Source organism: Caballeronia sp. BCC1704 (genome assembly GCF_902833455.1).
Taxonomy (GTDB): Bacteria; Pseudomonadota; Gammaproteobacteria; order Burkholderiales; family Burkholderiaceae; genus Caballeronia.
Map to the genome: position 1 here is coordinate 222,703 of NZ_CADFFT010000003.1, position 26,041 is coordinate 248,743.

Consider the following 26,041-nt stretch of genomic DNA (forward strand, 5'->3'; position numbering starts at 1 on the left):
AGCGGCGGCCGAAACCATCATTCGTGCGCTTCGAGCCCGAGCAGGTTCAGCACGATCAGAATCGCGTCGCGATTTTCCGGCGTGATCTCGATGCCGAGCGTCTGATGTATCCATCGGCCGATCTTGGTGGCGGCGAAGCACGCCGGCGTCGCGTCTTTTTTCATCGTCACGCCGAGTTTGCGCGCGCGATAGTGATACGAAGGCACGTCATATCGATCGGCCAGGCCCTTGAGGCCTCCTTTGCTTTCGCTGCTCGCGCCGAGGCTGCCTGCGAGGAGGAGCCGGTCGGGACCGTCGCAACTTGCGATGAACACGCGTGCGAATGCCCGCACTCGCTCCTCACTCAGCCCGAACTCGGCGAGCGTGGCATGCACCGGGTCGTCGGGCGCATGCGCGCGGGAGTCGACTTCGGCCTGCACGCCGTCGATCTCGAGCGACAGATTACGCTGCAGGCTCGCGCTGCGCAGGCAATCGATCAGAAAGCGACGGAAGTATGCGCAGAGCGCATGCGCTGTGGACGGCGCGCTCTCGGGCGACGCGTGCGACGGCCGCTGCTCGGCGTCGAGCCGCAAGACGCGCGAGAAGAAGAACTGCGAGATCAGCTCTTCCTTGTCTTCGTGCAAGCCGCGCAGTTCGGGCGGGTAGTAGGACTGCAGCGTGGTGAGCACCATCCTGTAGATATACCCGATCTCGGTGTCGGAGAGTGTCGCCCGGCGATGCCAGAGATCGGCGAGGGTGCAACTTTCCCGCGCGAAGACGCCGGAGTCCTGATGGATCAGCACGTCCATGACTGCACCTCGTCGCATGAAACCGTGGCGCCGCAAGATGCGGGCATCACTGTGAATCCGGGCTTGTTCATGGCTCCTCCTCGGGAGACCGGTGCGCTGCCAGGCGAATGGCCCGCGGCGCTCGGCTTTGGAGCCGCGCGTGCGAGTCGGCGCTTACAAAAATAGTGGGAGGAGGGGACGCGTAAAATCGGCCGGACGGTCTACATCGAAAGTCGTAGAGGCGGTGGTACGAAACCGATCTGCGCGAGGCTACGAGCGCGTCGACAGTGCGCTGCAGCATCGATGCGTCGGGCACCGCGTCTAGTGACCATGAGTCGATCAGCTTCGCCTCGAATTCGGCGATCCATTGCATACCTTCATCGAAGGCAGCACGGTGCGGATCGCGGGCGGTGTCGGTAGCCACGTCGCAGAGGACGCGGTGCCGTGCAGCGGCGTGCCTCGACGCTGCTCGCCCCGAGCGACAAGCACGCCAACCTAGAAGCGCGGGGTCACCTTACCGGCTCCGGACGCGACCCAGCGTGACACGCTCACGTGCGAGTTCGCACTGAGGTAACTGCGGTGAATAAGTGCGCTCGTCGCGACCGCTGAAGCCCTCTAGCGGCAAAGAGTCGTCTGCGCGGCCGGCGTTACTGCGGCTTCGCGCGTGGAACCCACTTTTAGCGGGCGGCCGCGTTGCTGCGACACAGCAACGGCACACGCGCCGGGCGAATGTTCGAAGGTAGGGGCCTGGCAGTTCGCCGACGTGAGATCGATCTTGTCGCGGAAGTAGCGTAGCTTGCGGGCGGCGCTTTGACGGTGTGGTAGGCCTTCGAGAAACTCCTGAGTGGCCACAGGTTGCCGAGATCCACACGCGTGGCTGATGAACTTGTCGCGGCCGGTTCGGAAGGCGGTGTCGCGAGCGGCGTCCGTCGTACTGGCGGGGCCGGCATTGATGCCCACCAAGCTCTTTCCCTTCAAAACTCGCCTGCGCGATTCGTCTCAGATCCGGAGCGGCGGAAGCGGCGACCTCTACGTCCCGAAGCGTTCGAGGAAGCCGCGCAAAAAATGCACGCGGCGCGCAACGACAAGCACGGTAAGTCATTCGCGGCGGTCGCCCCGAACTCTGCTGCATAGCGCACATCGCCTTCGGAAGGTTTTCTCGAAGTTTTGACCAACCTGCTTTGGCAAACGGTGGTTACGCATCTCGCCGTTATCACAGGGGCACGCCATGTTCGATTCCGCCATTCTCGAAGTCGCAATCGGTATCGTCTTCATCTATCTGCTGCTGAGCCTGATGTGCACGGCGCTGCGTGAAGGTGTCGAGGGATGGCTCAGAACCCGCGCGTCGTACCTAGAGAACGGCATTCGCGAACTGCTCTTCGATTCCGAGGGCACAGGTCTCGCCAAGCTGCTCTATGAACACCCGCTCGTCTACAGTCTATTTCCAGGAAGCTACGCGTCACCGGCGTCGGGTCAGACCGCAGGTCTTTTCACGAGAGGCCACAAGCTGCCCGCGTATATTCCCTCCGCCAACTTCGCTGCGGCGCTCATCGACATCATCGGACGCGGGCCGTCGCCCGCCGATGGAGCCGCCACAGGCGACGGCAAGGAGCATCCGAACGCCAGAGCGACGCATCCCATCAGCATCGCCGACGTGCGCGCGCATATCGCGACCATCGGGAATCCTTCGGTGCAGCGTGCGGTACTCGCCGCGCTAGATACCGCGAGCGGCGATCTCGAGAAGGCGAAGAAGAACCTCGAGAACTGGTACGACAGCGCGATGGACCGAATATCCGGCCGCTACCGGCGTTCGACGCAGGGCGTGCTGTTCTGGCTCGGGCTTTTCGTCGCGGTCGGCTTCAACGTCGACACGATCAGCTTGGCGGACTATTTGTATCGCAACGAGACGCAGCGCGGAGCGATTGTCGCGCAGGCCGGTTCGATCGCGAGGGATGCGAAAGGACAGGCTAGCAGCTACGAGGATGTGAAGAATCAGATCGCGAGCCTTCAGCTTCCGATCGGCTGGGATTTTCTCTTTCAGCAGGGCTCGAAAGACAGGGCCAGCAGGCTAGCGGCCGAGCAAAGTTCTGACTATGCGCCGCCCGGTGGTCGCACGCTCGTGGACGATTTGAGGCCCGCGTGGGACAAGTATCACGCATGGTTGATGAAGCCGCTCGGCTGGCTGCTGACGGCGGTGGCCATCACGCTCGGCGCGCCGTTCTGGTTCGACATCCTGAATAAGTTCATGGTGATCCGCTCGACCGTGAAGCCGCACGAGAAGAGTCGGGAGGAATCGTCGGAGGACCGTCAGAGCGGCGCGGCAGGCATGCCGGGCGCGCCGCCGGCGACGATCCAGATCATGCCGCCGCCAACGAGCGTGCCGACTCCATCGGCCGAGCTGGAGCCGTCGGAAGACAGTCACGATGACGGCTGCGAGGTGGAGGTCACGGACGCCACGCCCGACAACGAGTTGCCCGCAGCGCAGGGAGGCGTGATTTGATATGGTCTACGAACTGTTATGGTTGCCGGCGGTGCTCAGGAACGCCGGGCTAAAAGTCGCGCCCGTCGATGGCTGGGAAAGCCGTGGGCGCGCGCACATGGGCGCGATCGCCGGCGTCATTTGTCATCACACGGCGACCGCGCGCGACGGCAACATGCCGAGCCTGCGCACGCTGATCGATGGACGCAGCGACCTGCGCGGTCCACTCGCGCAACTCGGCGTTGGCCGGGACGGCACCATCTACGTCGTCGCGGCGGGCCGCTGCAATCATGCGGGCAACGGCGCGTGGCGCGGCGTCACGACGGGCAACACGAACTTCATCGGCATCGAGGCGGAGAACCGCGGCGTGCCGTCGGATCCGTGGCCCGACGTGCAGATGGACGCCTACGCGCGGTGCGTGGCGGCGATTCTCGCGCATGTCGGTCGAGATGAAAGCGCATGCGCCGGTCACAAGGAATACGCGCTGCCGCATGGCCGCAAAAGCGATCCGAGCTTCGACATGGACGAGTTTCGCGCGACGGTTGCTGGCTTTTTGAATCGCACGGCTGCGCCGCGTCCGATGATTCCGGCTGCGGAACCGGAAGTCCCTGGCGTGCAAAGCCGTCCAACGCTGCGTCGCAATATGACGGGCGACTTCGTCAGGCAGATGCAGATGAAGCTGGGCATCGAGGCGGACGGCCTCTTCGATGCGGATCTCGAAGCAAAAGTAAGGGCATTTCAGCGCGGCAGAGATCTTGTGCCGGACGGCATCGTCGGCCCGAAGACCTGGGCTGCGCTCGATTCCGCGTAGGCCGTCCGGCAGCCTCCAGGGTTTCAGTCAAGACGGTAACCGAGCCCGAGTTTCGATTCGGCAACGACGATTCTTGCCGCTACCGGCGGCGCCCTTCCAGTGAGATAGGAGACAGACATGTTCCCCAGCGTGCTCAAGCAAGGCGATGTGAACAGCGATGTCCGGCACTTGCAGACATCACTTCTCGAACACGGTTTCAATCCGGGCGACATCGATTCGGTCTACGGGCAGGGCACCGTCGCGGCAGTGATGGCGTTTCAGAAAAGCTCGGGCATGCTCGTCGACGGAATCGCTGGTCCGCGAACCTTGACGGCGCTCGGACTTGCCACCGACGACACACTGCCGAGCGCCATTCCCGCGGTCACGGTGCAAGTGGTCAGCCAGATGTTTCCGTGGACGCCCATCGGCAATATCAAGGCTAACCTGCCGGGAATTCTTGCTTCGCTCGTCGAGCACCGTCTCTCCGACAAGCCGATGGTCCTCATGGCGCTTGCGACCGTGCGCGCGGAAGTGGAGTGCTTCAAGCCCATCGACGAAGGACAGTCGCGTTTCAATACGTCCCCGTCAGGGCATCCGTTCGATCTCTACGACGCGCGCAAGGATCTCGGCAATCACGGCAAGCCGGACGGCGCCCGGTTCAAAGGGCGCGGATACGTCCAGCTAACGGGACGCGCGAACTACGCGAGATACGGTGCGCTGCTGTCGCCGAAGGTGGACCTTGTCGAGACGCCCGAGCGCGCGGGCGAGCAGGGCATTGCTGCGAATCTCCTTGCGCTCTTTCTCGCGGACAAGCAGATCGCGATCAAGCAGGCGCTCGTCGCCGGCGACATGGCCCACGCGCGCAGGCTGGTGAACGGAGGGTCGCATGGACTCGATCAGTTCACGGACGCATTCAGGCGTGGAGATGCGCTGTTGCCGGACGCGATGTGAGTTCGCGCGAATGCTTCGGCAGAAGGCAGGTTGGGAACGAGCTTTCTGCCGGTCTGGTGCGGCGACGTCGCCTGAGGGTTGGGGTTTCAAACATCATTATCTACGACGGGACCTTTCAAGTAATGCCGTACTTGACCCGAGTACAGACGTCGCACTCGACAAACGACCGCTATTGCGTGGCTCTCGTCTCATCTGTTCGGCTCGCGATGACTGGCGCTCACTAGCGTCGCGCCGAGTCGTCTTGCGAGCGATTCGCCGCCTATCCGCATGACATAGTCGTGATTCCATTCGAACAGAGGCCGCGCCACGGGTGCGAGCAGATTCATCCAACCGCGGCCGGTGCGCACGCGCCAGCCGTATCGCACGGCGGTGAGATCATCGTTCGATGAGAACGTCCAGCGTCCTATGCCTTCCACATCGCCGCTCGCCACGCCTTCGAGCAACGCGAGCGGCTCGACGCGCGTGACGCGCATATCGAAGCGCACGCGATACGGCAGGCGCCCCCTCCAGACATAACGATGCAGTGCGCCGACGCCATCGGCCGCACCGCTCTCGACTTCGCTCACATGCTCGACGCATGTCCACCATTGCGGCCATGCAGCCGGATCATGAATAGCGTCCCATACCGCGCGAAGCGGCGCCCTGATCGTCCAGTACGTGACGAACCGATATTCGCTGGTGCGCACGATCGCCTCCAAAACGTTCACTTGCGCTTCGAATTCTGTGCGATGGCCACGTCGCGTTCGATTGCCGCCACGCACGCCGAACAGAATAGCGACCTTCTGCATCGCCGCCTTGTCTTCTAGCATCCTCCTCGAACTGGCGGTCCGTCGCGTCCGACAGCGGCAGATTCTCTTAACACGTCGATCGTGCGTTTATGCGGTGCAGCCGGGATCAGTGGCCTAAATAGACACGTGCGACGCTGTTGCCGGTGCATGCCGGGCCGCCCGAAGCCGACGAGCCGTCTGCGACACCGCCGTAGCTGGTCTGCCCGTTTTGAACAGATTTTTGAGCTGGTCCGCTTCAGTCGCGCTATATCAAGTCCGCAGCAGTCGTGTTGCGCAATCACCGTGACAGCCTCGTCCTCGTGCTTTCCACTATGCAATACGGATGCGCAAGACAATGCTCGTCTTCTGCAATCGCTTGTTGGCATTCGGTCAAAACGCACTCGGAGTCCATGCATGTCACTGACTCGGCTTCTCGTTCCCTCTTTCACACAGATGCTGCGCGCGCTGTCGACCTGGCTCGAGAAGGCAGCGGCTCATGAGCGAGCATCGTGCGGTGACTCGGATGCACTCGTATCGCTACGGCTCGCTGCCGACATGTATCCGCTTGCTTCTCAGGTACGGTTTGCGTGCTTTCAGGCACTAGAGCCTGCTTATCGTCTGCGGGGTGAGGCGCTCCCTGAGGCGCTCGGGAAGTTGCAGCGCGAAGGGTGGAACGCCGACGCTCAGCCGGGTTCGATGCAGGATGCCCAAGCGCGAATCGCCGACACGATATCGTTTCTCAGCACGCTTGCATCCGACGCACTGGACGAAGGCGCCACGCTGCCAATTGCTCTGAAACTGCCCGATGGCATCGTCTTCGACATGACCGGCGAGCAATACGCGCGCGATTGGTCGCTGCCGCAGTTTTACTTTCACCTCACGACCGCGTACGCCATACTGCGGCACCATGGCGTCGAACTGGGGAAGGCGGACTACGTATCGCACATGTTTGCGTACGTTCGCCCCGGTTCGTTACCACGAAGCTGACGCGGCTACCCTGGGGAGCTTCGAGGCACGCCTGTGTCGCGTTGCTCAAATATTGGTTACTGCAAGTCCCGGAACGAAATGCAGATCGAAAGCAGAGGGCGCCAACGCTGCATTACTTGCAACTCGGCTTGCTGTAACAAGTCCGACAGTCGGCGTCTTACTCCCCCAAGTGGCACCACAACGTCACTAGCTTTCAGACCAAGGCATAATCTGAAGAGAAGACAAAGTTCGCGGGTTGATTAAACGGAAGGAGCATTTCGATGACTGATGTGCCGGGCGTTTCGCTCAAGAGAGAGGCAGCAGATCGCCGCAAATCGCGCATCATACTTGCGGCATCCATCGGCAATGCGTTGGAATGGTTCGACCTGGTCATCTATGGGTTCTTCGCCGTTACGATCTCGAAGCTGTTCTTTCCCAACGGTAATGAGACCATCTCCCTGTTGCTGACGCTTGGAACCTTCGGCGTGTCGTTCTTTATGCGCCCGCTCGGCGCCGTCGTGCTGGGTGTCTATGCGGACAAGGCGGGCCGCAAAGCCGCCCTGACGCTTTCCATCCTTCTGATGATGATCGGCACGTTGCTCATCGCGATCATGCCAACGTACGCGACGATTGGCGTTCTCGCGCCAGTCGGAATCGTGCTCGCCCGAATGATTCAGGGCTTCTCGGCAGGCGGTGAGTTCGGCAGCGCGACTGCGTTTCTCGCAGAACACGGCGGTCATCGGCGCGGATTTTTCGCGAGTTGGCAGGCTGCCAGTCAGGGCCTCACGACGCTGCTCGCAGCACTCGCGGGAACCTGGCTGACGACCGCTCTCACCCCGGCGCAAGTGCTCGGCTGGGGATGGCGACTTCCGTTCTTTCTCGGGTTGTTGATTGGGCCCGTGGCTTACTACATCAGGCGCAATGTCGACGAGACACCCGAATTCGTGGGTACGGAGACCGAGGGCAATCCTCTAGCAGACACGTTCAGGAATCAAGGACAGCGCCTTGTATTGGCCATAGGCGCGGTCGTTCTAGGGACAGTAGCCACGTATCTCATCCTGTACATGCCCACATATGCGGTCAAGCAACTACGATTGCCCGCCGCCGCTGCCTTCACTGCGACTATCGCGACTGGCGTCATTCAGATGATCGGCGCGCCCGTATTTGGCCATCTGTCCGACCGCGTGGGCAGAACCAAAGTAATGATGGTAGCGGGAGCCTTCTTTCTGGTTGCCGCTTACCCAGCGTTTCGACTACTGCACGACCACCCGACGTTTCCCGCGCTAGTCTGGGTCCAGGTCTTCTTCGGCGTGGCGAACGCGGCCTACTTCGGTGCGCTGCCTGCATTGCTTAGCGACCTCTTTCCGACACGGAATCGCACGACCGGCATGTCCGTCGGATATAACGTGTCGGTCACCGTGTTCGGCGGCTTCGCTCCGTTCATCGTCACGTCGCTTATCGGTCTCTCGGGAAACCAGCTTGCGCCCAGCTTCTACTTGATTGCGGCCGCCGTTGTCAGCTTGGCCGCGCTGGTTCGCATCAGGAAGTTGGAGATGCTGTGAGTGAGCGGCTGAAGGCCGTGGGCCGCCGCGACGAGAGCCGTTGCCGTTCCCCTGTACGTTCGACGAAGCGATTCGCGGCTATGCCGACCGCGACAGGATGACGGTTCTCGAAGCTACGCGACGACTCATTCCGACAGCCGGTCTCGCGAATTCGAGATCGTTGTCTGAGCGCCCCGATCTAGTGAACGCTCAGTGCTTTCCTGAACGAAGGAGTGAACGGCAATCAGCGGTCGAACAGTGCGCGTGTTCGTGGACGCACCGAACATCGCCGCCCGGCAATCTCCGACAATCACTTCTCACCGGATTCGGATTTCTTCTCGGAAGCGCGAACCGCTGAGTTCCGGCGTGGCCTCGCTGCAGCCTGCAATTGCCGCGCGCGCCCCGCGTCCGCTGTCGTTACTTGTCCAGTCGGATTACCCGTCAAGTCGACACGAGGCGCGCCTTCGACAAGGCTGCTCCAGTACCGGGTCCCTCGGCACCAGAGCTTGATTGCGTCCTTCAGTTCGCTCTCGGATAGCGAAAGGTCCGCTTTCTGCGCTAGAAGATCGTGCAAGATACCTACCTTCAGCGGGACTTTCGGTGCCGGGTTCTTCGGGAAAGCGTTCGGAAAACGCTTCTGTAGCTTGCCGATGGTATGCACGGCCGGGTCGACTGGCCCGGTAGCGTTGGTCCGTGGCGGTCGGTTCGACTGCGGAGCCTGCTTCTTTGCGACCTGCTTAGCGGCGCTCTTGGTCTGTTGCGCGAGCTGCTGTTTGAGAGCAGCGAGTTGTTCGAATCCCATGTCCGTGTACCTAGAATACAAGCGCCGATTCTAGCAGTCGTGCGGGGGATTGGCCTGTCTGCTGCTCGCCAAGACGTATCGAAGACGCTTTGACGAGCGCTGAAGATGTCGATGAATCTTGCATCTCGAGCGGAATAGGTCCCACCCATCGCCATCACACCCGAGAAATTCTTCGCTCCCCTGAGGCCACGTGGGCAATAGATACCGATAAGCATCAGTCGTCGGAACCGACTGGCGGAGTGTGAGCCTAGATGGCCTCGACGTTCCAAGGCTCGACGAATCTCGCAGCGGTTGTGCTGGAGGCGCAGTAACGCTCAGGTATGACGATTGCAAAAGAGGCCTTGTCTCCTCCGCGTCCTTCCCCTCTCTCTCGGACGTGGACCTCGGCCCGCCCATTCCCCGCGCGGGCTTTTTTTTCTGCTTGCGGATGTCGGCCGTCGTTTTCTGATCGACGGTTACCGCTCTCTGTCGTGTTCTGGAGCCGGTGCATAGTCGCTGCGTGCGCTAATTCCACACCGGAGTTGCATGCCGAGGCTATCCAATCTCTGGCAGCGCAGTAATCACCAAGGCTGACTACTTACGCCGATGTACCGGCACGTACCACGCATGCGTTACCGTCGACCTCTACAGGCAGCGCGTCCAAAGCGGCGCCCTTGCACGGCCCATCGATACACCTCCCATCATCGAACCTGAACAGCGCACTATGATGAGCGCACATCAAGACCTGCGACCGATAGCACGAAACGCTCCCAGGCACGAAGTCCAGTGATACCGAAAAATGCGGGCAGCGATTGACATATGCCCAAGCCCGATCGCCACGCCGGACCACGACGATGGAAGGCCCCACGGAGTCTTGTTGAACGACACGAGCACCCCCATCCGGCACTTCGTCGAGACGACACAACTGACTTGCGTTCATCGTTCAGACTCGTTGTTCGGGATTTCCGAGGCTCCAGTCCCACGGACGGACCTCTACGCGCGAGAACAATCCTTCTTTCATGTACGGATCCTCGCCTACAAAGCGCATGACAGCGTCGATGTCGTCAGCCTCGACAACCAGAAGCGTGCCATTCATCTTGTTGCACATCGGCGCGAGGGTGGGGCCCCCGAGGCGCACGTGAACGCCATGCTCGGACGCACTGCACAAATAGCGTCGATGGCTGGGTCGCACACGCTCACGGACCTCGCGCATGTCCGGTTTGTCGGTGGCAAGGACTGCGAAATATCGACGCATTTTGTTAGCTCCGGTCAAGAACGAAGTCGTAGTTCGCCTCGCGATACGGGCCTTGCACATTGAAACGACGAGCGAGTTCATCACCGGCCGCTCGCTCACGGTAGGTAACCGTCAGTGACGTCTTCACGCCGAAGACCGCATCGGACTCCAGATATTCGTCGTCTTTGTCGAAGATATGAGTCACGAGTCTTCGGTGCCCCACAGCGTCGATCATAAAGTGCAAATGCGCGGGCCGCCACGGGTGCCTACCTGTCGCACTGAGCATCTTGCCGACGGGACCATCGGTTGGAATCGGATAGCTGACAGGCAGGATCGTGGTGATCGCGTAGCGGCCTTCCGCATCCGTGCGATAGCGGCCACGCAGGTTGCCGAGCGGCTGGTCGGCGTCCTGGCCGGAGTACATGCCGTTTTCAGCGGTTTGCCACACGTCGAGCACTGCGCCGGCAATCGGCGTGCCGTCGGTGCTGCGTACTTGCCCATGCACGATAGCAGGCGTGCCGGGCGTCGAGGCCATGTTTTCGCCATAGGCACGCTCCGGCATGCCCTCGATATAGAACGGACCAAACACTGTCGTGTCCGTTGCTCCGCTCGCGAACCGATGATTGATTGCATCGACTAACATCGAGACGCCCAAGGTGTCCGACAGGAGGATGAATTCTTGACGCACGACGCCATCGCACATTTTCCCGGTCTCGGTGAGAAAGCGAATCGCGGACAGCCACTCCTGCTCGGTAAGCTGCGTCTCGCGGACAAAGGCGTGCATGTGTCGCACGAGGCTCTGCATCAATGTCCGCAGGCGCAAATCGGGTGTATTGGCGAAGCTGGCAACGACCTGATCGGTCAGCTTCGCATCGCTGTCGTCGATTGCTATTGTCACGTCTGTCTCCATGTGTATTCGCCGCCGCTCAATGCGGTGACCGTCCTTCCCACGCGTCTTCAAGCAGCGCACGAATCGCCGTGCGTTCAATCGGCCGCGGATTCGCATACGGGTTCTTGCAGGCGATATCCGCTGCTTCGTCGAGCCCGGCATATGGCATGCCGATATCGGCCAGCGCCGCGGAAATGCCGAGCTTCTCGTTCAACGCGAAGAGCAGCGGGCCAGCCTGCGCCGCTTCTCTTCCGCCGAGCGCCCGGGCGACGCGAAGCAACGCCTCGGGCGCAGCAACATGGTTATAGTGCGCCGTATGAGGCAGCATCGCCGCATGAGTCTGTGCGTGAGGAAGATTAAACGTGCCGCCTAGCGTGTGACATAGCTTGTGATGAAGGGCCATGCTGACCGCGCCGAGGCAGGTGCCTGCGAGCCACGCGCCATACAACGCACGGCTGCGCATGTCGCGGTCGCCGGGCGTTTTCACTATCACCGGCAACGCTTCGCTGAGCGCGCGTATTGACTCCTCAGCCATCAGGCTTATGACAGGATTGGCGTCGTCAGCGTAAAGCGCCTCTACCGCATGCGCCAGAGCGTTGACGCCGGAAGCGGCCGAGATGCCGGCAGGAAGCGACAGCGTTAGCGACGGGTCATACAAGACTGTGCGCGGCAACACCCGCACATCGCGGCCAGTGCGCTTCAGACGGCCTTCGGTGAGTCCATATATCGGCGTCATCTCAGAGCCTGCGTACGTGGTTGGCACGGCGAGAATGGGCAAGGATGACTCCAGTGCTATCGCCTTGCCTAGTCCGATGGTGGAGCCGCCGCCAATCGCAATGCAGCAGTCAGCATCCATGTCGCGGGCCGTGGCGCAAGCCGCGCGGGCGACCTCGACAGGAACGTGCATGACCGCCTCGGCACAGACGCCCGCGGCGCGCTCGCCAAGGACGTCCGCCACGTGGTCAGCGAGATGCCGTTGCTCGGGCGTCGACAAGATTAGCGCTCGCCGCGCGCCGAGCTTCGCCAGTTCGTCGGGCAGCTTACCGAGTGCGCCCCATTCGAAGACGACTCGCGTAGGGGTTCCCTGATAGACAAAGCGCTCCATGAAGACCTCAACGCTTGAAGTGCGGCGGCACGTTACCGTCGACATTGACCCACACCGAGCGCGCTTCCGTGTAGTCGTGCATCGCTTCGAAGCCCATCTCGCGGCCGTAGCCCGACTTGCCAACACCGCCGAACGGACTGCCTGGATTGACGCGCTTGTAACAGTTGATCCAGCACATGCCGGCATTGATGCGCGACGCAGTCTTGTGCGCGCGAGAGAGGTCGCGAGTCCAGAGGCCGCTGCCCAATCCATATTCGGTCGAGTTCGCGATAGCGAGCGCTTCATCGTCACTGCCAAAGCGCAGAACCGTGACAAACGGACCGAACACTTCTTCTTGAGCAATACGGTCGGACGCGCTCTTCGCCTCGATGACAGTTGGACGGACGTAATAGCCATTCGCCAAAGCACTGTCTTGCGGGGCGCTGCCGCCCGTGAGTACGCGACCGCCTTGTTCTCGCGCCACGTCGACGAACGTCAGCACGCGGTCCAAATGCTGCTTCGATGTGAGCGGCCCCATTTCCGTATTGTCGTCCAAAGGGTTGCCGACACGAATAGAAGAGGCCAGCGAAACGAATCGCTCCAGGAACTCGTCCGCGATGCGTTCATGCAGAATAAGACGCGAACCCGCGATACATGCCTGCCCCTGGTTGTGAAAGATGGCCCACGCGGCGCCGTTGATGGCGGCATCGAGATCGGCGTCGTCGAACACGATGTTCGCGCCTTTGCCGCCGAGTTCCAGTTGCACGCGCTTGAGGTTGCCCTGCGAGGCTTCCACGATTCTGCGACCGGTCGCCGTCGACCCGGTGAATGCAATCTTTCCCACGCCCGGGTGTTCGGCGAGCCGCTGGCCGGCCGTGTGTCCATAGCCCGGTACGATGTTGACGACGCCTGCGGGGAAGCCGACCTCAGCCATGATTTCGACGATGCGCAAGGTCGATAGAGGCGTGATCTCCGAAGGCTTCAATACCACTGTATTGCCCGCAGCGAGCGCCGGCCCCATCTTCCAGCTTGTGAACATCAGCGGAAAGTTCCACGGAACGATCTGGCCCACTACGCCGATAGGCGCGCGCTGCACGTAGTTGAGGAACCCGGTTTCCACGGGAACCACGGAGCCTTGCAGCTTATCGGCCATGCCGCCGAAGTAGCGGAAGCACGCGGCGGTACGCGGTACGTCCAGCGCGCGGGAATCGCGAATTGGGTGGCCGGTATCGAGCGATTCGAGTTGCGCAAGTTCCTCGGCGTTCGCCTCGATGGCGTCGGCAAGGCGCAGCAGGAGCCGGCCACGTTCGGCAGCAGCCAAGGCCGACCACTTCGGGAATGCGCGGGTGGCTGCTTCGACGGCGAGATCGACATCTGCGGCAGTCGCCGCCGCGATCTTTGTAATGAGCGAGCCGTCGTGCGGGTTGAGCACGTCGATGGTGCCGCGATCGACGGCATCGACAAAGCGGCCGTCAATGAAGAGTTGGTTTTGCATGAGTCTTCCTCGATTCGATACTTCGTTCTGCTTAGAACGCAATGGGATACGGGGCAAGTTCACCGCTCTCATAGCGCTGTGGCAGATTAGGCGTGGCGTTCTCCCAAACCAGCAGCATCGAGCGCTTTGTCGAGTAGCCTTGATGCCGAATGTCGGCCGGCATCGCGCAGATGTCGCCGGCGCGCATGGTGATTCGAGCGCGCGGTGCGCCGGTGTTCTTGTCGCCGATATCCCAGACGATTTCGTCGGAGAGCTGCAAGAACCACTCGACGCGGTCGTTTCCATGGAAGACAGGCAATATGAACTCTTCGGTGGTCGGACAGAACAGGCTAAGGCCGCAGACGGAGGTCACCGACGGGTTCCACGTCACATCTGAACGGGAAATATATTTGAATAGGTTGAACGCGTGAAGCTCGCCTTCGAATCCCGGCTCGACATGGACTTCCGGCTCATCCTGCGCGACATCGAGGAACGCGCGATTGACCGGCAGATCGTTGCGTAGCGGCGAGTCGCCCGCAAGGCCCGGCATGCGGCGCGTCGCAATGCGCGTGCGTTCGATGGCCGCGTCGTTCTCGCCATGCTTGCGCCCGAAGGCCGTTCCAGTTTCTTCCGGCGCTGCGAACGGGTCGAAGCCTTCGTTGGTCCAGTCGTGCAGGATGGCCTTGAACGTCGCCATGATGGTCGGCGTTTCAAAGGTCTCCGTATAGTCGACGCCCGCTTCCTTCATGATGCCGTTGAAGGTGCCGGCGTACACATCCACCTTGCCGTAATGATTGCGCGTGCCGAACACATGGTCGAAGTTGACCCAGCCGTAGAAGAAGCCCCATGCCACATCGCGCATCATTGCGCGCAGGAATGCGTCTGCCGGCACGGCGTGCGTACGCGTCTGACCTTTTGCGGGCCAACTGATTTTCACGAAATACTCGTCGCGCTGGAACTCGAAGTCGCCGAGCTGAAAGCGGCGGTAGCCAGTGATGGCGTCCGGTTCCGTCGAGCGCACGGTGTCGGCTGCGAAGTCTGCGGGATGGTCAAGCGTGTCGAGGGTGGCCATGACTTGTCTCCTGAAACGTTGGATATCGCTGGTCGGGCTTTTAGTGCAAACAGATAGCTGCCCACTTCTCCACGGACAGCGCGCCGAGGATGGTCTGCACGAGCGCGACCCCCGGTTTGCTCGCGGTAAAGCGGTATGCGCAGCCCGCGGGGAGCAGTGCCTGATGCCCTTTGCGCAGCACCACGTGGCCCATCTTTCGCCCGACAGGTTCGGTGCCTGCGCTCACGGTTCCGCGCCCGGACGTCGGCGGATTTTCCAGCTTGATGAATTCGATGCGGACTTCGCCGTCCATCTGAATGGTGAATTCGTCGTGCGCGCATGCGTACCACGGCGACGTGCCCTCCGTACGCAGTACTTCGATGACGTATTCGAGGTTCTTGCCGGCGACGACCTTCTCGTAGGGTGCCGATTTCGATGCCACCTCGAACACGTTCGAGAAGGCGTAGTGGCGAGCGCTCCCGCTCGTGATTTCGACGCCACCTTTCTTGAAGTTATCGAGGGAGCCAAAAACGGTATGGAATGCAGTGTCGGTCATTGCTGTCTCCTGTGTTGAACTGCTCGTTACGTTCAACTCTAGGGGCAACAGCTGGCCGCAACAACCTGCGAGTCACCGACGACGGCATTTGCGATTCGCGAATAATCGGCCGGCGACGACGCGGCTCACCGCACCCAGCCGCGCTCGAGCAACGGCATGTCCCACGACGGCTCAGGGCCCAGATATTCGATGAGGAATTCAACGAGCGCCTTGACCTTCAATGCCTGGCGCTGGGTCGCCGGATAGACGGCTGCGAAGTTCAACGTGGAGAGTTCATAGTCCGTCAAGATGGGCACCAGTGTCCCGCTCACCAGCGCCTCGCTGGCGACCAAGGTCGGCAAACATACGATGCCTCCGCCTGTCAGCGCATAGTCCTTCAGTAAGTGGACAGAATTCGAGCGAATCATGCCCGGCAACTCCATCTCCACGACCTCCGTACCGTGAATCATCGTCCAGCGGTTTCGTGAGGGATATCCGGAATACAGCGCGGTGATGTGGTGCAGCAAGTCACGCGGATGCTGCGGAGCACCATGCTTTTCGAGGTAAGCAGGCGATGCACAAAACAGGCGGCGAACGTTGAATAGTCGACGCTCGATGAGCGACTCCGAGATGGGAGGAAAAATCTGGAACGCGATATCGAAGCCTTCTTCGACTGGATCGACAACCCGGTCATTCACGATGATATCGAGTTGAATTCCCGGATAGCGTCTGTTGAATTCGGCGAGCGGCGCGCCGAAATGTCCAAGAGCAAAGCCGGGAAGCATCTGAATGCGCAAGCGCCCCGTCGGCGTCGCGCGGAGTTCACGCATCTGGTCGGTCAGTTCATTCACGCGGCCCACGACCTCGGCACATTCGCGATAGAACGCTTCGCCGACCTCCGACAGTCGGACGTGGCGCGTGCTGCGGTGGAAGAGCGGCGCATTGACGAACTTCTCCAACTGCTGGATGCGGTTGGTCACCACCGAACTCGTCACACCGAGCTGTCTTGCCGCTTCGGCGAAGCTGCTTGCTTCCGCCACTCTCACGAATGCCTCAATGCTGAGAAACCGGTCCATATGGCGCTTTCCCTGTGCAAAACACCAGTTTAAATGGACCGGACGACTCAGACTGCGAAAGAATGGTTGGCTGGTCTTCCTTGTTTAACTGCGGAAAGGTGCAGGCGGTCGACTTCGAGAAAAGGCCAACATCCATTGTCGAAGCCAACGAGTGAATAACCGTCATGCCTTCCGAGGCGGCATAGCAGACGCATCGAATGGTGCTTGATTTACCTCGGCTGCTCGCCTGCGGTGAGTTCGGGCCGAAGGACCGCGCGACGCTGAACGACTGCCGGCGCGGTCTCCTTCAGAAGCAAGCTGACCAGAATGCCGAGGATGACAGCGCACATCGGCAGCCAGAGGATGTTCGCGATACCGAAGTGGGTGGCGACATAGCCGCCCATCGCCGGCGCAATGCCGCCGCCGAAAATCTCGCCTACGCCCACCACTGCGCCAATGGATGTCGAGACGAGTCCGACCGGTGCGGCCTCGGTCGCAACCGGTCCGGACAGCAGCGAGACGAGGCCCAGCGTGAAGAAAGACGCGACGAAAAGCACAGTGAACAGCGCGAGCGGCTGAGCGCCGAGACCGCGGAAGATATAGAGCATCACGGCTGTTCCGGCGAAGCCCACGATGCTCGCCAGTCGGCGCCCGACGAGATCCGAGAGGCCAGGCAAACCGAACTGGCCCAGAAAACCGCCAAAGCCGATAGCGGAGACGACGAGGCCCATCTTCTGTGTATCGAGCGACAGGTAGCCAGTGAGATAGAGGGGCAGCAGGGCGCCGAGCACGAAAACACCCGTCATTGCGCAGCACAACGCCAGCATGGCGACAAGAATGTTTCGACTCTTGAGGACATGGCCTAGCGATGCGGGCGCATGTTCCGAAGCAACCGCCTTAACGACTTTCGGCTCGCGAATGACAAAGAACATGAGCGCCCCGAGAATCAGGCCTGGAATCGCAACTAAAGCAAAGACCCAGCGCCACGTAACGAAAGCGAGTAACTGCGTGGCGATGATGGGCGACAACGCCAAGCCAAAGAGCGCAAAACCACTCTGCTGTAGACCGAGGTTCAGGCCGCGACGGCGCGGAAGGGATGCGTCAGCCGTCGCCGCGAAGCTGGTCGGGCAGAAAGAGCCTTCTGCGACGCCCATCAGCCCACGAATCGCGATGAGACTGAAGAGTCCGCCAGCGAGACCAGAGAAGCCCGAAAGCAGCGAGAACGCGATGATCGCCGGAATGAGGACTTTCCTGCGGCCCACCTTGTCCGAGATGCCTCCCATCAGCGCCGCGAATACGCCCCACGACAGGCCAAGGACTCCGATGCAGTTTCCTACGTCCTGCGCCGTCAGCCCGAGGTCCTTCATCATCGACGGAAACAGCGGCGCGATGAGCCATCTGTCCAATCCCACCAGGCCGAAGCCCAATGCCAGCAGCGTGACTGCCTTCCATTCGTACGAAGTGTCCCAGTCAGTTTCTTTCATTTCCGTCTCCGAGAGAGCCAGTTCTTGTAGAAGCGCAATGAGCGCAGTTACACGTACCGACTCTGTTGCTGTTGTGCGCAGTGAACATCGCGAGTGTGGTCGTCCGCCTTTGAGAGAGCACGATTCGGATACAAAGGGGCAACGATCGAAAGATAGGGTGCGGGCGCGTGTCCTTGGTATGGAACAATCAGCGAACGCGCCATTTGCGAAATACGAATAATTGGGTCAGCCTGGTGGTGAACGTCTCGGCGGAAGGCTGCCGCGACCTACTGCAACACCGGGGCGCCGTCTTTAGAAACGCATTAGGGGATTCCCCTGTAGACAGTCGCGTGGCGAGTGTGACGGAGACTTGCTCTAAGAGTGGCAAACACGCCTGGGCACCGTCTCAACCGTTGTATAACCGACGTCGTCTCAGAGCACGCCGAGCAACAGGTGCTCGACAGACCTGGGCCAAGGGGAAATGCTGAATTAAGGTATGCCAAGAGATAGCGTTGCAAGACTGCACTAGACCTTTTCGATGGCGTTAGCCGTGCGAGAAGGGAAAAGCACCGTCTTACAATGCCGACGAAGTTATCTGGCTTAGCTATCGCTCGTCGCTCCCGTGCGGCGTCTATATTGCCCGCTCCCTTCCAGCGCTTGTCCTCAGCAGGAGATCCCAGCCAAAAGGATGCTTAGGACGTGAGATTGTCGTGTCCCTACAAGCAGCCTCGAAGCAGGCCATTTGATATTCGCAGAGAAACCCTCTATAACCTTGGAGAAGCCTTTCGAACGAGTTACGCGAGGATCGTTCGTTTTGTCAGACGCGTTGATAGCATAGGAATCCGAAGCATAGCGACGCGTTGTCGGCTCGTTTGCTAGAAGGGTTCATCGGAAGGGGGCGACAATGAACAGATCATTCGGACGAGTTCGCAGAGGTCAAATAGCGCTTTGCCTGCTCACGATTGTCGCGGCGTCTAACGGTGCCGCGCAGACCTTCCCGAAGAAAGGAGTCATCGACGCGACGTACACCGCTGCGGGAACGGGCGTGAAAGAGGTCGCCGTCAGCGGGGATGACGTTGTGTACTTGTTCGAGTCGACTCTGTTGATGGGAAATGACAACAAGACGCCGTTCATGCGCAACGTGTCGGCCCATTGTCTAGAAGCCGGCTTCACTGCACAAAGCGGGACCGGCTACTGCGTGTACACCGATAAGGATGGGGACAAGTTCGTCGAGGCATACAGCTATGCTTCGGGCTCAACGTCCGGAAAGGGGACGTTGAGTTCCGGCACGGGTAAGTTCAAGGGCATACAAGGCCAGTTCGACTGGCAACAAGTTCAAGTGCTGCCTGCCGAGAAAGGGTCCTACCATTACATCGGGAAGAAAGCCGGTAGCTATCTTCTGCCCTGAACCATTTCATCCGTATCGCTGCACGCGCTAGCGGAGCATGGATCAGTACTTGAGATGCGCTGTGTCGCCACGTCGATTCAGCCAAGCGTTGCGCATTCTCCCGCGCAGCAAGCGCAGGTGCATCCGCATGCGCTCACGGAAAAGCTTCAACGCTTCCACCGGTAATCCGCGCAGCGACCGACCTCGGCGGTGACGTGTCCAACGCCTTTTTGGGCATCGGAACGAAACTCTGCCGGCTTTCGACTACAAACCCGCCGAACAGTGGGTGTCTGACGGTCGGCCCGACAAGGTGCTGTGTTTCGTTGCATCCGTGCAAGCGGTCGCGGCGGCGGTGTTTCGCATCGCTGTCCAAGTCGGACTGTACGACCCCGCTAGCCCATGACTTTCCTGTAGCGTCCGTCTTTCTGCATTGCCACCTCGCTGACGACCACCACACCCGCCAGCGACAACCCAAGAGCCGCCCCTCCGGCCCAGTCTGCGTAATCCCGTCTGTCCACGACATCCACAAATGATCGTGCGTTTGACACGCCCAACTGTCGCTCTGCCCGCCGACCGTCCTCTCCCTTTTTTCCTGTCGTAAGGTTTACCCCGATTTAAACGAAATCCAACAAAAGGGACATTCTGGCTGCTGCACGTAATCCAAGCGAAATCCAACCGACGCCTTGAAGCCCCGCCTCTGCGACTGGCGTCGCGCACGCCGCAAAGGAGAGCGATTTGGTCCTGGAACTGGAGCGAGTCAGTGTCGTTTCTGGCGGGCAACCGCATCTGTACGGCGTGGATTTGCGCCTCGTCCCAGGCGCCATCAATGTGCTTCTCGGACCCACGCAGGCCGGTAAAACCACGCTGATGCGCGTCATGGCGGGTCTCGACAGGCCGAGCGACGGCCGAGTGCTCGTCGACGGCCACGATGTGACAGGCGTCAGCGTGCGCCAGCGCAATCTCGCGATGGTCTATCAGCAGTTCATCAACTACCCGGCGATGACGGTATTCGAGAACATCGCCTCGCCTTTGCGCCTGCAAAAGACCGACGCTGCCGAGATCCGCCGGCGCGTGCAGGAAGTCGCAGGCAAATTGCATATCGATCATTTGTTGGAGCGGCGGCCCGGCGAACTGTCAGGCGGCCAACAGCAGCGCTGCGCGCTCGCGCGTGCACTCGTCAAGCGTACGTCGCTGGTGTTGCTCGACGAGCCGCTCGTCAATCTCGATTACAAGCTGCGCGAGGAATTGCGCATGGAACTGACTACGCTCTTCGCCGACGGCAATACCACCGTCGTGTACGCGACCACCGAACCTCTCGAAGCGTTACTGCTGGGCGGCTATACGGCGATCATCGATAAGGGCCGGGTCCTACAGTTCGGTCCCACACTCGATGTCTATAACGCCCCGATCAACGTGGCGGCTGCGGCCGTTTTCAACGACCCGCCGATGAATATGCTGACGAGCGACTGTGGCAACGGCCGCGCGCGTCTGCCGATCGGCGTGGAGGTGCCGGTCCAGCACGCGGACGCTGTGAACGGCGCGTGCCGCATCGGCATCCGGCCAGGGCATCTGCGGCTTCAGGCAAAGGCCTCTCATGCGGTCGCCGTTCCGTGCCGGCTCGAACTCGCTGAACTGAGCGGCTCCGAAACGTACCTGCATTTGCGCACGCTGACCGGCGCGGTCAATCTGGTTGCGCAGTTACAAGGCGTGCATCAGATCGAGCTCGGCACGCAACTCGACGTTTTCATCGACCCGCGAGAACTGTTCGTGTTCGGTGCGGATACCCGACTGGTGTCCAGCCCGGAGGCGGCTCATGGCGCGCATTGAGTTCACGAACCTCGCGCACGCTTATGGAGCAGGTCCCGCGACGCGTGACGACTACGCGCTGCAACCCATGAGCATGGTCTGGGATGACGGCGGCGCTTATGCGTTGCTCGGTCCCTCGGGGTGCGGCAAGACCACGCTGCTGAACATCGTGTCGGGGCTGGTGAGGCCGTCCGAGGGCAAGGTGTTGTTCGACGGACGCGACGTGACGGCGCTCGGCGCGCGTCAGCGCAACATCGCGCAGGTGTTCCAGTTCCCGGTGGTCTACGACACGATGACCGTCTACGAGAACCTCGCGTTTCCGCTCCGTAATCGCAAGCTGCCGGACGCCGAGGTCAGAAAGCGCGTGCACGAAGTCGCGGACATCCTCGATATGACGCGCGACCTGCCGCTCAAGGCGAGCAATCTGGCCGCCGACGCCAAACAGAAAATCTCGCTCGGGCGCGGCCTCGTGCGCAAGGACGTCGCGGCGATTCTCTTCGACGAACCGTTGACCGTGATCGACCCGGCGATGAAGTGGATGTTGCGCCGCCAGTTGAAGAAGATTCATCAGCAACTCAAGCTCACACTGATCTACGTGACGCACGATCAGGTAGAAGCGCTGACTTTCGCCGACGAAGTCGTGGTCATGACGAATGGCCGCATCGTTCAGAAGGGAGGAGCCGATGCGCTCTTTCTGCGGCCGGATCACGCTTTCGTAGGCTACTTCATCGGCAGTCCGGGCATGAATCTGTGTCCGATCGAGCTCGACGCCGACGGCGCAAGAATCGGCTCGCAGCGTTTGCCGCTCGACGCCGGCACGCTCGCGACGCTACGGGCCGCGCATCAGCAGTCAAGCGGCGCGCTCAAGCTGGGCATTCGCCCTGAGTTCGTCCGCCTCTCGCAGGAAGGAGAAGCCGGCGCGGTCGCCGCGCAAGTGCTGCGCGCGCAACAGCTCGGCAACTATCAACTGGTCACCCTGCAATGCGACGGCCATGTTTTCAATGCGAAGCTCGAGCCGCATCTAAGGGTTGTCGACGGCCCTGCCTGGCTGCATCTCATCGCGCCTGAAACCGTGTTCTTCTGCAACGACGAGAGAATCGAAACCCGCATTCTGGAAGGGGCCGCGCGATGAACAAGCCCGTCAATCAAAAGGCATGGTTGCTGGTCATTCCGGTGTTCATCTGCGTCGCGTTCTCCGCGATCCTGCCGCTGATGACGGTGGTCAATTATTCGGTGCAGGACATCATCGGGCCGACCCAGCACGTGTTCGTCGGTACGGAATGGTTTCGCAACATCATGACCGATCCGGATTTGCGCGAGGCGCTCGGCAGACAGGTCATCTTCTCCGCGTGCGTTCTGCTGTTCGAGATTCCATTGGGCGTGGGTCTCGCATTGTCTATGCCGGCTTCCGGATGGCGGGCATCGGCCACGCTCATCGTGCTTGCCATGCCGTTGCTGATTCCATGGAACGTGGTGGGCACGATCTGGCAGATCTTCGGGCGGCCGGATATCGGACTGCTCGGCTACTGGCTGAATAGTCTCGGCTTCGACTATAACTACACGGCGAGTCCCACGGCCGCATGGATCACCGTGCTCGTGATGGACATCTGGCACTGGACCCCGCTCGTCGCGCTGCTGTGCTATGCGGGCTTGCGCGCGATTCCGGACGCCTTCTATCAGGCCGCGGAAATAGATGGCGCGAGCCGCTTCGCGGTATTCCGCTACATCGAATTGCCGAAGATGCGCGGCGTACTGATGATCGCCGTGTTGCTGCGCTTCATGGACAGCTTCATGATCTACACCGAGCCGTTCGTGCTGACGGGCGGCGGTCCCGGCAATTCCACGACATTCCTCAGTCAGTATCTGACTCAGAAAGCGGTCGGTCAGTTCGACCTCGGCCCGGCGGCGGCTTTTTCGCTGATCTATTTCCTGATCATTCTGCTGCTTTGCTTCATTCTCTATAGCTGGATGAGCCGCGTAGGCAAAGGCGAATCCGCTGCGCAAGGAGCCGACCATGCAGGATAAGCGCCGCTGGATGCGGACGTCGATGCTCGTCGTCTATGTGCTGTTCGCGCTCATTCCGCTTTACTGGATGGTTTCCATTTCATTGCGCACGAATGAGGAAACCATGTCGACGTTCGCCACGCTGCCGCAGCACGCGACGCTAGCGAACTATAAGGTGATCTTCACCGATCCCTCGTGGTACTGGGGCTACATCAATTCGATCATCTACGTGCTGATGAACACGGTGATGTCGGTGTTGGTCGCATTGCCTGCCGCGTACGCGTTCTCGCGCTATCGCTTTCTCGGCGACAAGCATATGTTCTTCTGGCTGCTGACCAACCGCATGACGCCGCCCGCCGTATTCCTGCTGCCTTTTTTCCAGCTCTATTCGAGCGTTGGCCTGACCGACACGTACATTGCCGTCGCACTCGCGCACATGCTGTTCAACGTGCCGCTTGCCGTGTGGATTCTCGAAGGTTTCATGTCGGGCGTCTCGCGAGAGATAGACGAAACCGCGTACATCGACGGTTATTCGTTTCCCGCCTTCTTCGTCAAGATCTTTCTGCCGCTCATCAAGTCGGGCGTCGGCGTCACGGCTTTTTTCTGCTTCATGTTCAGCTGGGTCGAACTGCTGCTCGCGCGCACGCTGACTTCGGTCAACGCGAAACCTATCGCTGCGGTGATGACGCGGACCGTGTCGGCGGCCGGCATGGATTGGGGCGTACTGTCGGCGGCGGGCGTGCTGACCATCGTTCCCGGCGCGCTGGTGATCTACTTCGTGCGCAACTACATCGCGAAAGGCTTCGCGATGGGGAGAGTGTGATGTTCACCTGGATGTACTGGACCCCCGAGGTGGCGATCTTCTTCGCCTGCATCGTCGTGATGCTGGGCGGCATGACCGTATGGGAACTGCGCTCGCCCACTCATGAACGCAAGGGCTTTCTGCCTATTCCGACGACTCGCGGTGACCGGCTATTCATCGGCCTGTTGACTGCCGCGTATATCAATCTCGCGTGGCTCGCAATCAGCGACGAGGGCGCCAGTTCCTGGCCGGGCTTCGCGGCCTCCGTGCTGATACTGCTCGCGATCATGTGGAAGGGCTAGAAGTCGGACGCATGGACGCATGCAATGGAGACGGGCAACTGCCGGTTCCGCTGATGCCCCCAGCGGGCGCCGACATGGTCGAAGGGGCACGGAAGAAACAGGAGAACACCATGCATCAGAGGAGACGGATCGTCACGCTGGTATTGGCGAGCATCGTGTCAGGTGCCTTCGCGAATCAGGCGCTCGCGGGCACGCCCGAGGCGCAGAAATGGGTGGACAGCGAGTTTCAACCGAGCACGCTTTCGAAACAGCAGCAGATGGACGAGATGAAATGGTTCATCGACACCGCTGCGAAACTCAAATCGCAGGGCGTCAAGGAGATTCATGTCGTGTCGGAAACCATCGACACGCATACCTACGAATCGAAGACGCTCGCTGCCGCATTCAGTGAAATCACCGGCATTCAGGTAAAGCACGACATCATTCAGGAAGGCGACGTCGTCGAGAAATTGCAGACCTCGATGCAATCCGGGCAAAGCATTTACGACGGCTGGATATCGGACTCTGATCTGATCGGAACGCACTATCGCTATGGCGTGATCGTTCCGCTCTCTGATTACATGGCAGGGGAGGGCAAGGAATACACGAACCCCGGGCTGGACCTGAAAGACTTCATCGGCACGAGCTTTACCACCGCGCCTGACAAAAAGCTCTATCAGCTTCCCGACCAACAGTTCGCGAATCTCTACTGGTTCCGCGCGGACTGGTTCGCACGCAAGGATCTACAAGACAAGTTCAAGGCCAAGTATGGTTACGATCTCGGCGTGCCGGTCAACTGGTCCGCGTACGAAGACATCGCCGAGTTCTTCACGAACGATGTGAAGAACATCGACGGAGAGAAGGTTTACGGCCATATGGATTACGGCAAGAAGGACCCATCGCTCGGCTGGCGCTTCACGGACGCATGGCTCTCGATGGCGGGCGCAGCCGACAAGGGCATTCCGAACGGCATGCCCGTCGACGAATGGGGCATTCGCGTGACGCCCGACGGCTGTCATCCGGTGGGTGCGTCGGTATCGCGCGGCGGCGGCACCAACAGCCCGGCAGCAGTCTATGCGACGACCAAATACATCGACTGGCTCAAGAAATACGCGCCGCCGGAAGCATCGGGCATGACCTTCAGCGAGGCTGGCCCGGTGCCCGCGCAAGGCCGGATTGCGCAACAGGTGTTTTGGTACACGGCGTTCACGGCGTCGATGCTCAAGCCGGGCAACGTCACGAATGCGGACGGCACGCCGAAGTGGCGCATGGCGCCGTCGCCGCACGGCGCTTACTGGAAGGACGGCATGCAGAACGGCTATCAGGATGTCGGCTCGTGGACGTTCTTCAAGTCGACGCCGCCGAAGCAGCGAGCCGCCGCATGGCTGTACGCGCAGTTCGTCACGTCGAAGAGCGTGTCGCTCAAGAAGTCGATTGTCGGTCTCACGTTCATTCGCGACTCCGATATTCATAGCGACTACTTCACGAAAAACGCGGACAAGTACGGCGGTCTGATCGAGTTCTATCGCAGTCCGGCGCGCGTCGCGTGGACGCCGACCGGCAACAACGTGCCCGATTATCCGAAGATGGCGCAGCTCTGGTGGAAGAACGTCGGCACAGCGGTCGCGGGTGAAAAGACTCCGCAGGCTGCAATGGACAACCTCGCGAAAGAAATGGATCAGGTGTTGGCCCGTTTGCAGCGAGCGGGAATGAAGGTTTGCGCGCCGGAACTGAATCCGCAAAGCGATCCGTCCAAGTGGCTGTCAGACCAGCACGCGCCCTGGAAGCGGCTCGACAACGAGAAACCGAAGGGCGAAACAGTGAAGTATGAGCAACTGCTGTCAGCCTGGAAGGCGGGCAAGGTGCGGTAGTGAGTTGCCGGTGCTCGGCGGTCTTATGCACAGGGCCGCTGGCAAGCCGCGCTTTAGCGGCTA

General features: G+C 60.7%; 24 protein-coding genes. 12 read left to right on the forward strand and 12 right to left on the reverse strand.

Going from position 1 to position 26,041, the window contains the following annotated elements; all coding sequences use genetic code 11:
- Positions 1-17: 17 nt before the first annotated feature.
- On the reverse strand, positions 18-788 hold the full coding sequence (locus tag HWX53_RS16665) for a hypothetical protein (RefSeq protein WP_175942826.1): 771 nt from the start codon (positions 786-788) through the stop codon (positions 18-20).
- A 1,207-nt stretch (positions 789-1,995) separates the two neighbouring features.
- Between HWX53_RS16665 and HWX53_RS16670 the strand changes: the two genes are divergently transcribed.
- The 3 genes from HWX53_RS16670 (at position 1,996) to HWX53_RS16680 (ending at position 4,987) form a co-directional block, all read left to right on the forward strand.
- On the forward strand, positions 1,996-3,267 hold the full coding sequence (locus HWX53_RS16670) for a hypothetical protein (RefSeq protein ID WP_175942828.1): 1,272 nt from the start codon (positions 1,996-1,998) through the stop codon (positions 3,265-3,267).
- A 1-nt stretch (position 3,268) separates the two neighbouring features.
- Positions 3,269-4,057 carry an N-acetylmuramoyl-L-alanine amidase gene (locus HWX53_RS16675; RefSeq protein WP_175942830.1) on the forward strand — a complete coding sequence of 263 codons (789 nt, stop codon included), beginning with the start codon at positions 3,269-3,271 and terminating at the stop codon, positions 4,055-4,057.
- A gap of 117 nt (positions 4,058-4,174) precedes the next feature.
- Positions 4,175-4,987, forward strand: a complete 813-nt coding sequence (locus tag HWX53_RS16680; RefSeq protein ID WP_175942832.1) for a peptidoglycan-binding protein — start codon at positions 4,175-4,177, stop codon at positions 4,985-4,987.
- A 188-nt stretch (positions 4,988-5,175) separates the two neighbouring features.
- Here HWX53_RS16680 and HWX53_RS16685 read toward each other — a convergent pair whose 3' ends face one another.
- Entirely contained in the window at positions 5,176-5,673 is a 498-nt protein-coding gene (locus HWX53_RS16685; RefSeq protein ID WP_175942834.1) for an SRPBCC family protein, read from the reverse strand.
- A 495-nt stretch (positions 5,674-6,168) separates the two neighbouring features.
- Between HWX53_RS16685 and HWX53_RS16690 the strand changes: the two genes are divergently transcribed.
- Complete coding sequence (locus HWX53_RS16690) at positions 6,169-6,741, forward strand: DUF1993 domain-containing protein (protein WP_175942836.1); 573 nt, start codon at positions 6,169-6,171, stop codon at positions 6,739-6,741.
- 260 nt (positions 6,742-7,001) lie between these two features.
- Positions 7,002-8,282, forward strand: coding sequence for an MFS transporter (locus HWX53_RS16695; RefSeq protein WP_175942839.1), 1,281 nt, complete (start codon positions 7,002-7,004; stop codon positions 8,280-8,282).
- A 289-nt stretch (positions 8,283-8,571) separates the two neighbouring features.
- Here the strand turns inward: HWX53_RS16695 and HWX53_RS16700 are convergent, their stop codons facing one another.
- From HWX53_RS16700 to HWX53_RS16745, 10 genes are all read right to left on the reverse strand, one after another.
- On the reverse strand, positions 8,572-9,063 hold the full coding sequence (locus tag HWX53_RS16700) for a ProQ/FinO family protein (RefSeq protein WP_175942841.1): 492 nt from the start codon (positions 9,061-9,063) through the stop codon (positions 8,572-8,574).
- Positions 9,064-9,640: 577 nt separating this feature from the next.
- A complete protein-coding gene (locus HWX53_RS16705; RefSeq protein WP_175942843.1) occupies positions 9,641-9,982 on the reverse strand; it encodes a Rieske (2Fe-2S) protein in 342 nt (113 codons plus the stop codon).
- Between the two features lie 3 nt (positions 9,983-9,985).
- On the reverse strand, positions 9,986-10,297 hold the full coding sequence (locus tag HWX53_RS16710; protein WP_175942845.1) for a YciI family protein: 312 nt from the start codon (positions 10,295-10,297) through the stop codon (positions 9,986-9,988).
- Positions 10,298-10,301: 4 nt separating this feature from the next.
- A complete protein-coding gene (locus HWX53_RS16715) occupies positions 10,302-11,186 on the reverse strand; it encodes an intradiol ring-cleavage dioxygenase (RefSeq protein ID WP_175942846.1) in 885 nt (294 codons plus the stop codon).
- Between the two features lie 16 nt (positions 11,187-11,202).
- Positions 11,203-12,270, reverse strand: a complete 1,068-nt coding sequence (locus tag HWX53_RS16720) for a maleylacetate reductase (protein ID WP_175942848.1) — start codon at positions 12,268-12,270, stop codon at positions 11,203-11,205.
- Between the two features lie 7 nt (positions 12,271-12,277).
- Positions 12,278-13,744 carry an aldehyde dehydrogenase family protein gene (locus tag HWX53_RS16725; protein WP_175942850.1) on the reverse strand — a complete coding sequence of 489 codons (1,467 nt, stop codon included), beginning with the start codon at positions 13,742-13,744 and terminating at the stop codon, positions 12,278-12,280.
- A 31-nt stretch (positions 13,745-13,775) separates the two neighbouring features.
- Positions 13,776-14,795 carry a hydroxyquinol 1,2-dioxygenase gene (locus HWX53_RS16730; protein ID WP_175942852.1) on the reverse strand — a complete coding sequence of 340 codons (1,020 nt, stop codon included), beginning with the start codon at positions 14,793-14,795 and terminating at the stop codon, positions 13,776-13,778.
- A gap of 40 nt (positions 14,796-14,835) precedes the next feature.
- A complete protein-coding gene (locus HWX53_RS16735) occupies positions 14,836-15,330 on the reverse strand; it encodes a hydroxyquinol 1,2-dioxygenase (protein ID WP_175942854.1) in 495 nt (164 codons plus the stop codon).
- A 125-nt stretch (positions 15,331-15,455) separates the two neighbouring features.
- Positions 15,456-16,385, reverse strand: a complete 930-nt coding sequence (locus HWX53_RS16740) for a LysR family transcriptional regulator (protein ID WP_175942856.1) — start codon at positions 16,383-16,385, stop codon at positions 15,456-15,458.
- Between the two features lie 209 nt (positions 16,386-16,594).
- Positions 16,595-17,848, reverse strand: coding sequence for an MFS transporter (locus HWX53_RS16745; RefSeq protein WP_175942859.1), 1,254 nt, complete (start codon positions 17,846-17,848; stop codon positions 16,595-16,597).
- An 883-nt stretch (positions 17,849-18,731) separates the two neighbouring features.
- Between HWX53_RS16745 and HWX53_RS16750 the strand changes: the two genes are divergently transcribed.
- The 7 genes from HWX53_RS16750 to HWX53_RS16780 all read left to right on the forward strand — a co-directional run bounded on the left by HWX53_RS16750 (position 18,732) and on the right by HWX53_RS16780 (position 25,978).
- On the forward strand, positions 18,732-19,235 hold the full coding sequence (locus HWX53_RS16750) for a hypothetical protein (RefSeq protein WP_175942861.1): 504 nt from the start codon (positions 18,732-18,734) through the stop codon (positions 19,233-19,235).
- Positions 19,236-19,949: 714 nt separating this feature from the next.
- Positions 19,950-21,041, forward strand: coding sequence for an ABC transporter ATP-binding protein (locus tag HWX53_RS16755; protein ID WP_175942863.1), 1,092 nt, complete (start codon positions 19,950-19,952; stop codon positions 21,039-21,041).
- The gene (locus tag HWX53_RS16760) at positions 21,028-22,152 is read left to right on the forward strand and encodes an ABC transporter ATP-binding protein (protein ID WP_175942865.1); all 1,125 of its coding nucleotides are present in this window, start codon (positions 21,028-21,030) and stop codon (positions 22,150-22,152) included. Before HWX53_RS16755 ends, HWX53_RS16760 begins: the two co-directional genes overlap by 14 nt.
- Positions 22,149-23,045 (forward strand): sugar ABC transporter permease, encoded by an 897-nt coding sequence (locus tag HWX53_RS16765; RefSeq protein ID WP_175942867.1) that lies wholly within the window; start codon positions 22,149-22,151, stop codon positions 23,043-23,045. Before HWX53_RS16760 ends, HWX53_RS16765 begins: the two co-directional genes overlap by 4 nt.
- Complete coding sequence (locus HWX53_RS16770) at positions 23,035-23,847, forward strand: carbohydrate ABC transporter permease (RefSeq protein ID WP_175942869.1); 813 nt, start codon at positions 23,035-23,037, stop codon at positions 23,845-23,847. The genes HWX53_RS16765 and HWX53_RS16770 overlap by 11 nt, the downstream gene beginning before the upstream one ends.
- Positions 23,847-24,128 carry a DUF2160 domain-containing protein gene (locus HWX53_RS16775; RefSeq protein ID WP_175942871.1) on the forward strand — a complete coding sequence of 94 codons (282 nt, stop codon included), beginning with the start codon at positions 23,847-23,849 and terminating at the stop codon, positions 24,126-24,128. Before HWX53_RS16770 ends, HWX53_RS16775 begins: the two co-directional genes overlap by 1 nt.
- Before the next feature lie 110 nt (positions 24,129-24,238).
- The gene (locus HWX53_RS16780) at positions 24,239-25,978 is read left to right on the forward strand and encodes an ABC transporter substrate-binding protein (protein WP_175942873.1); all 1,740 of its coding nucleotides are present in this window, start codon (positions 24,239-24,241) and stop codon (positions 25,976-25,978) included.
- Positions 25,979-26,041 lie beyond the last annotated feature (63 nt).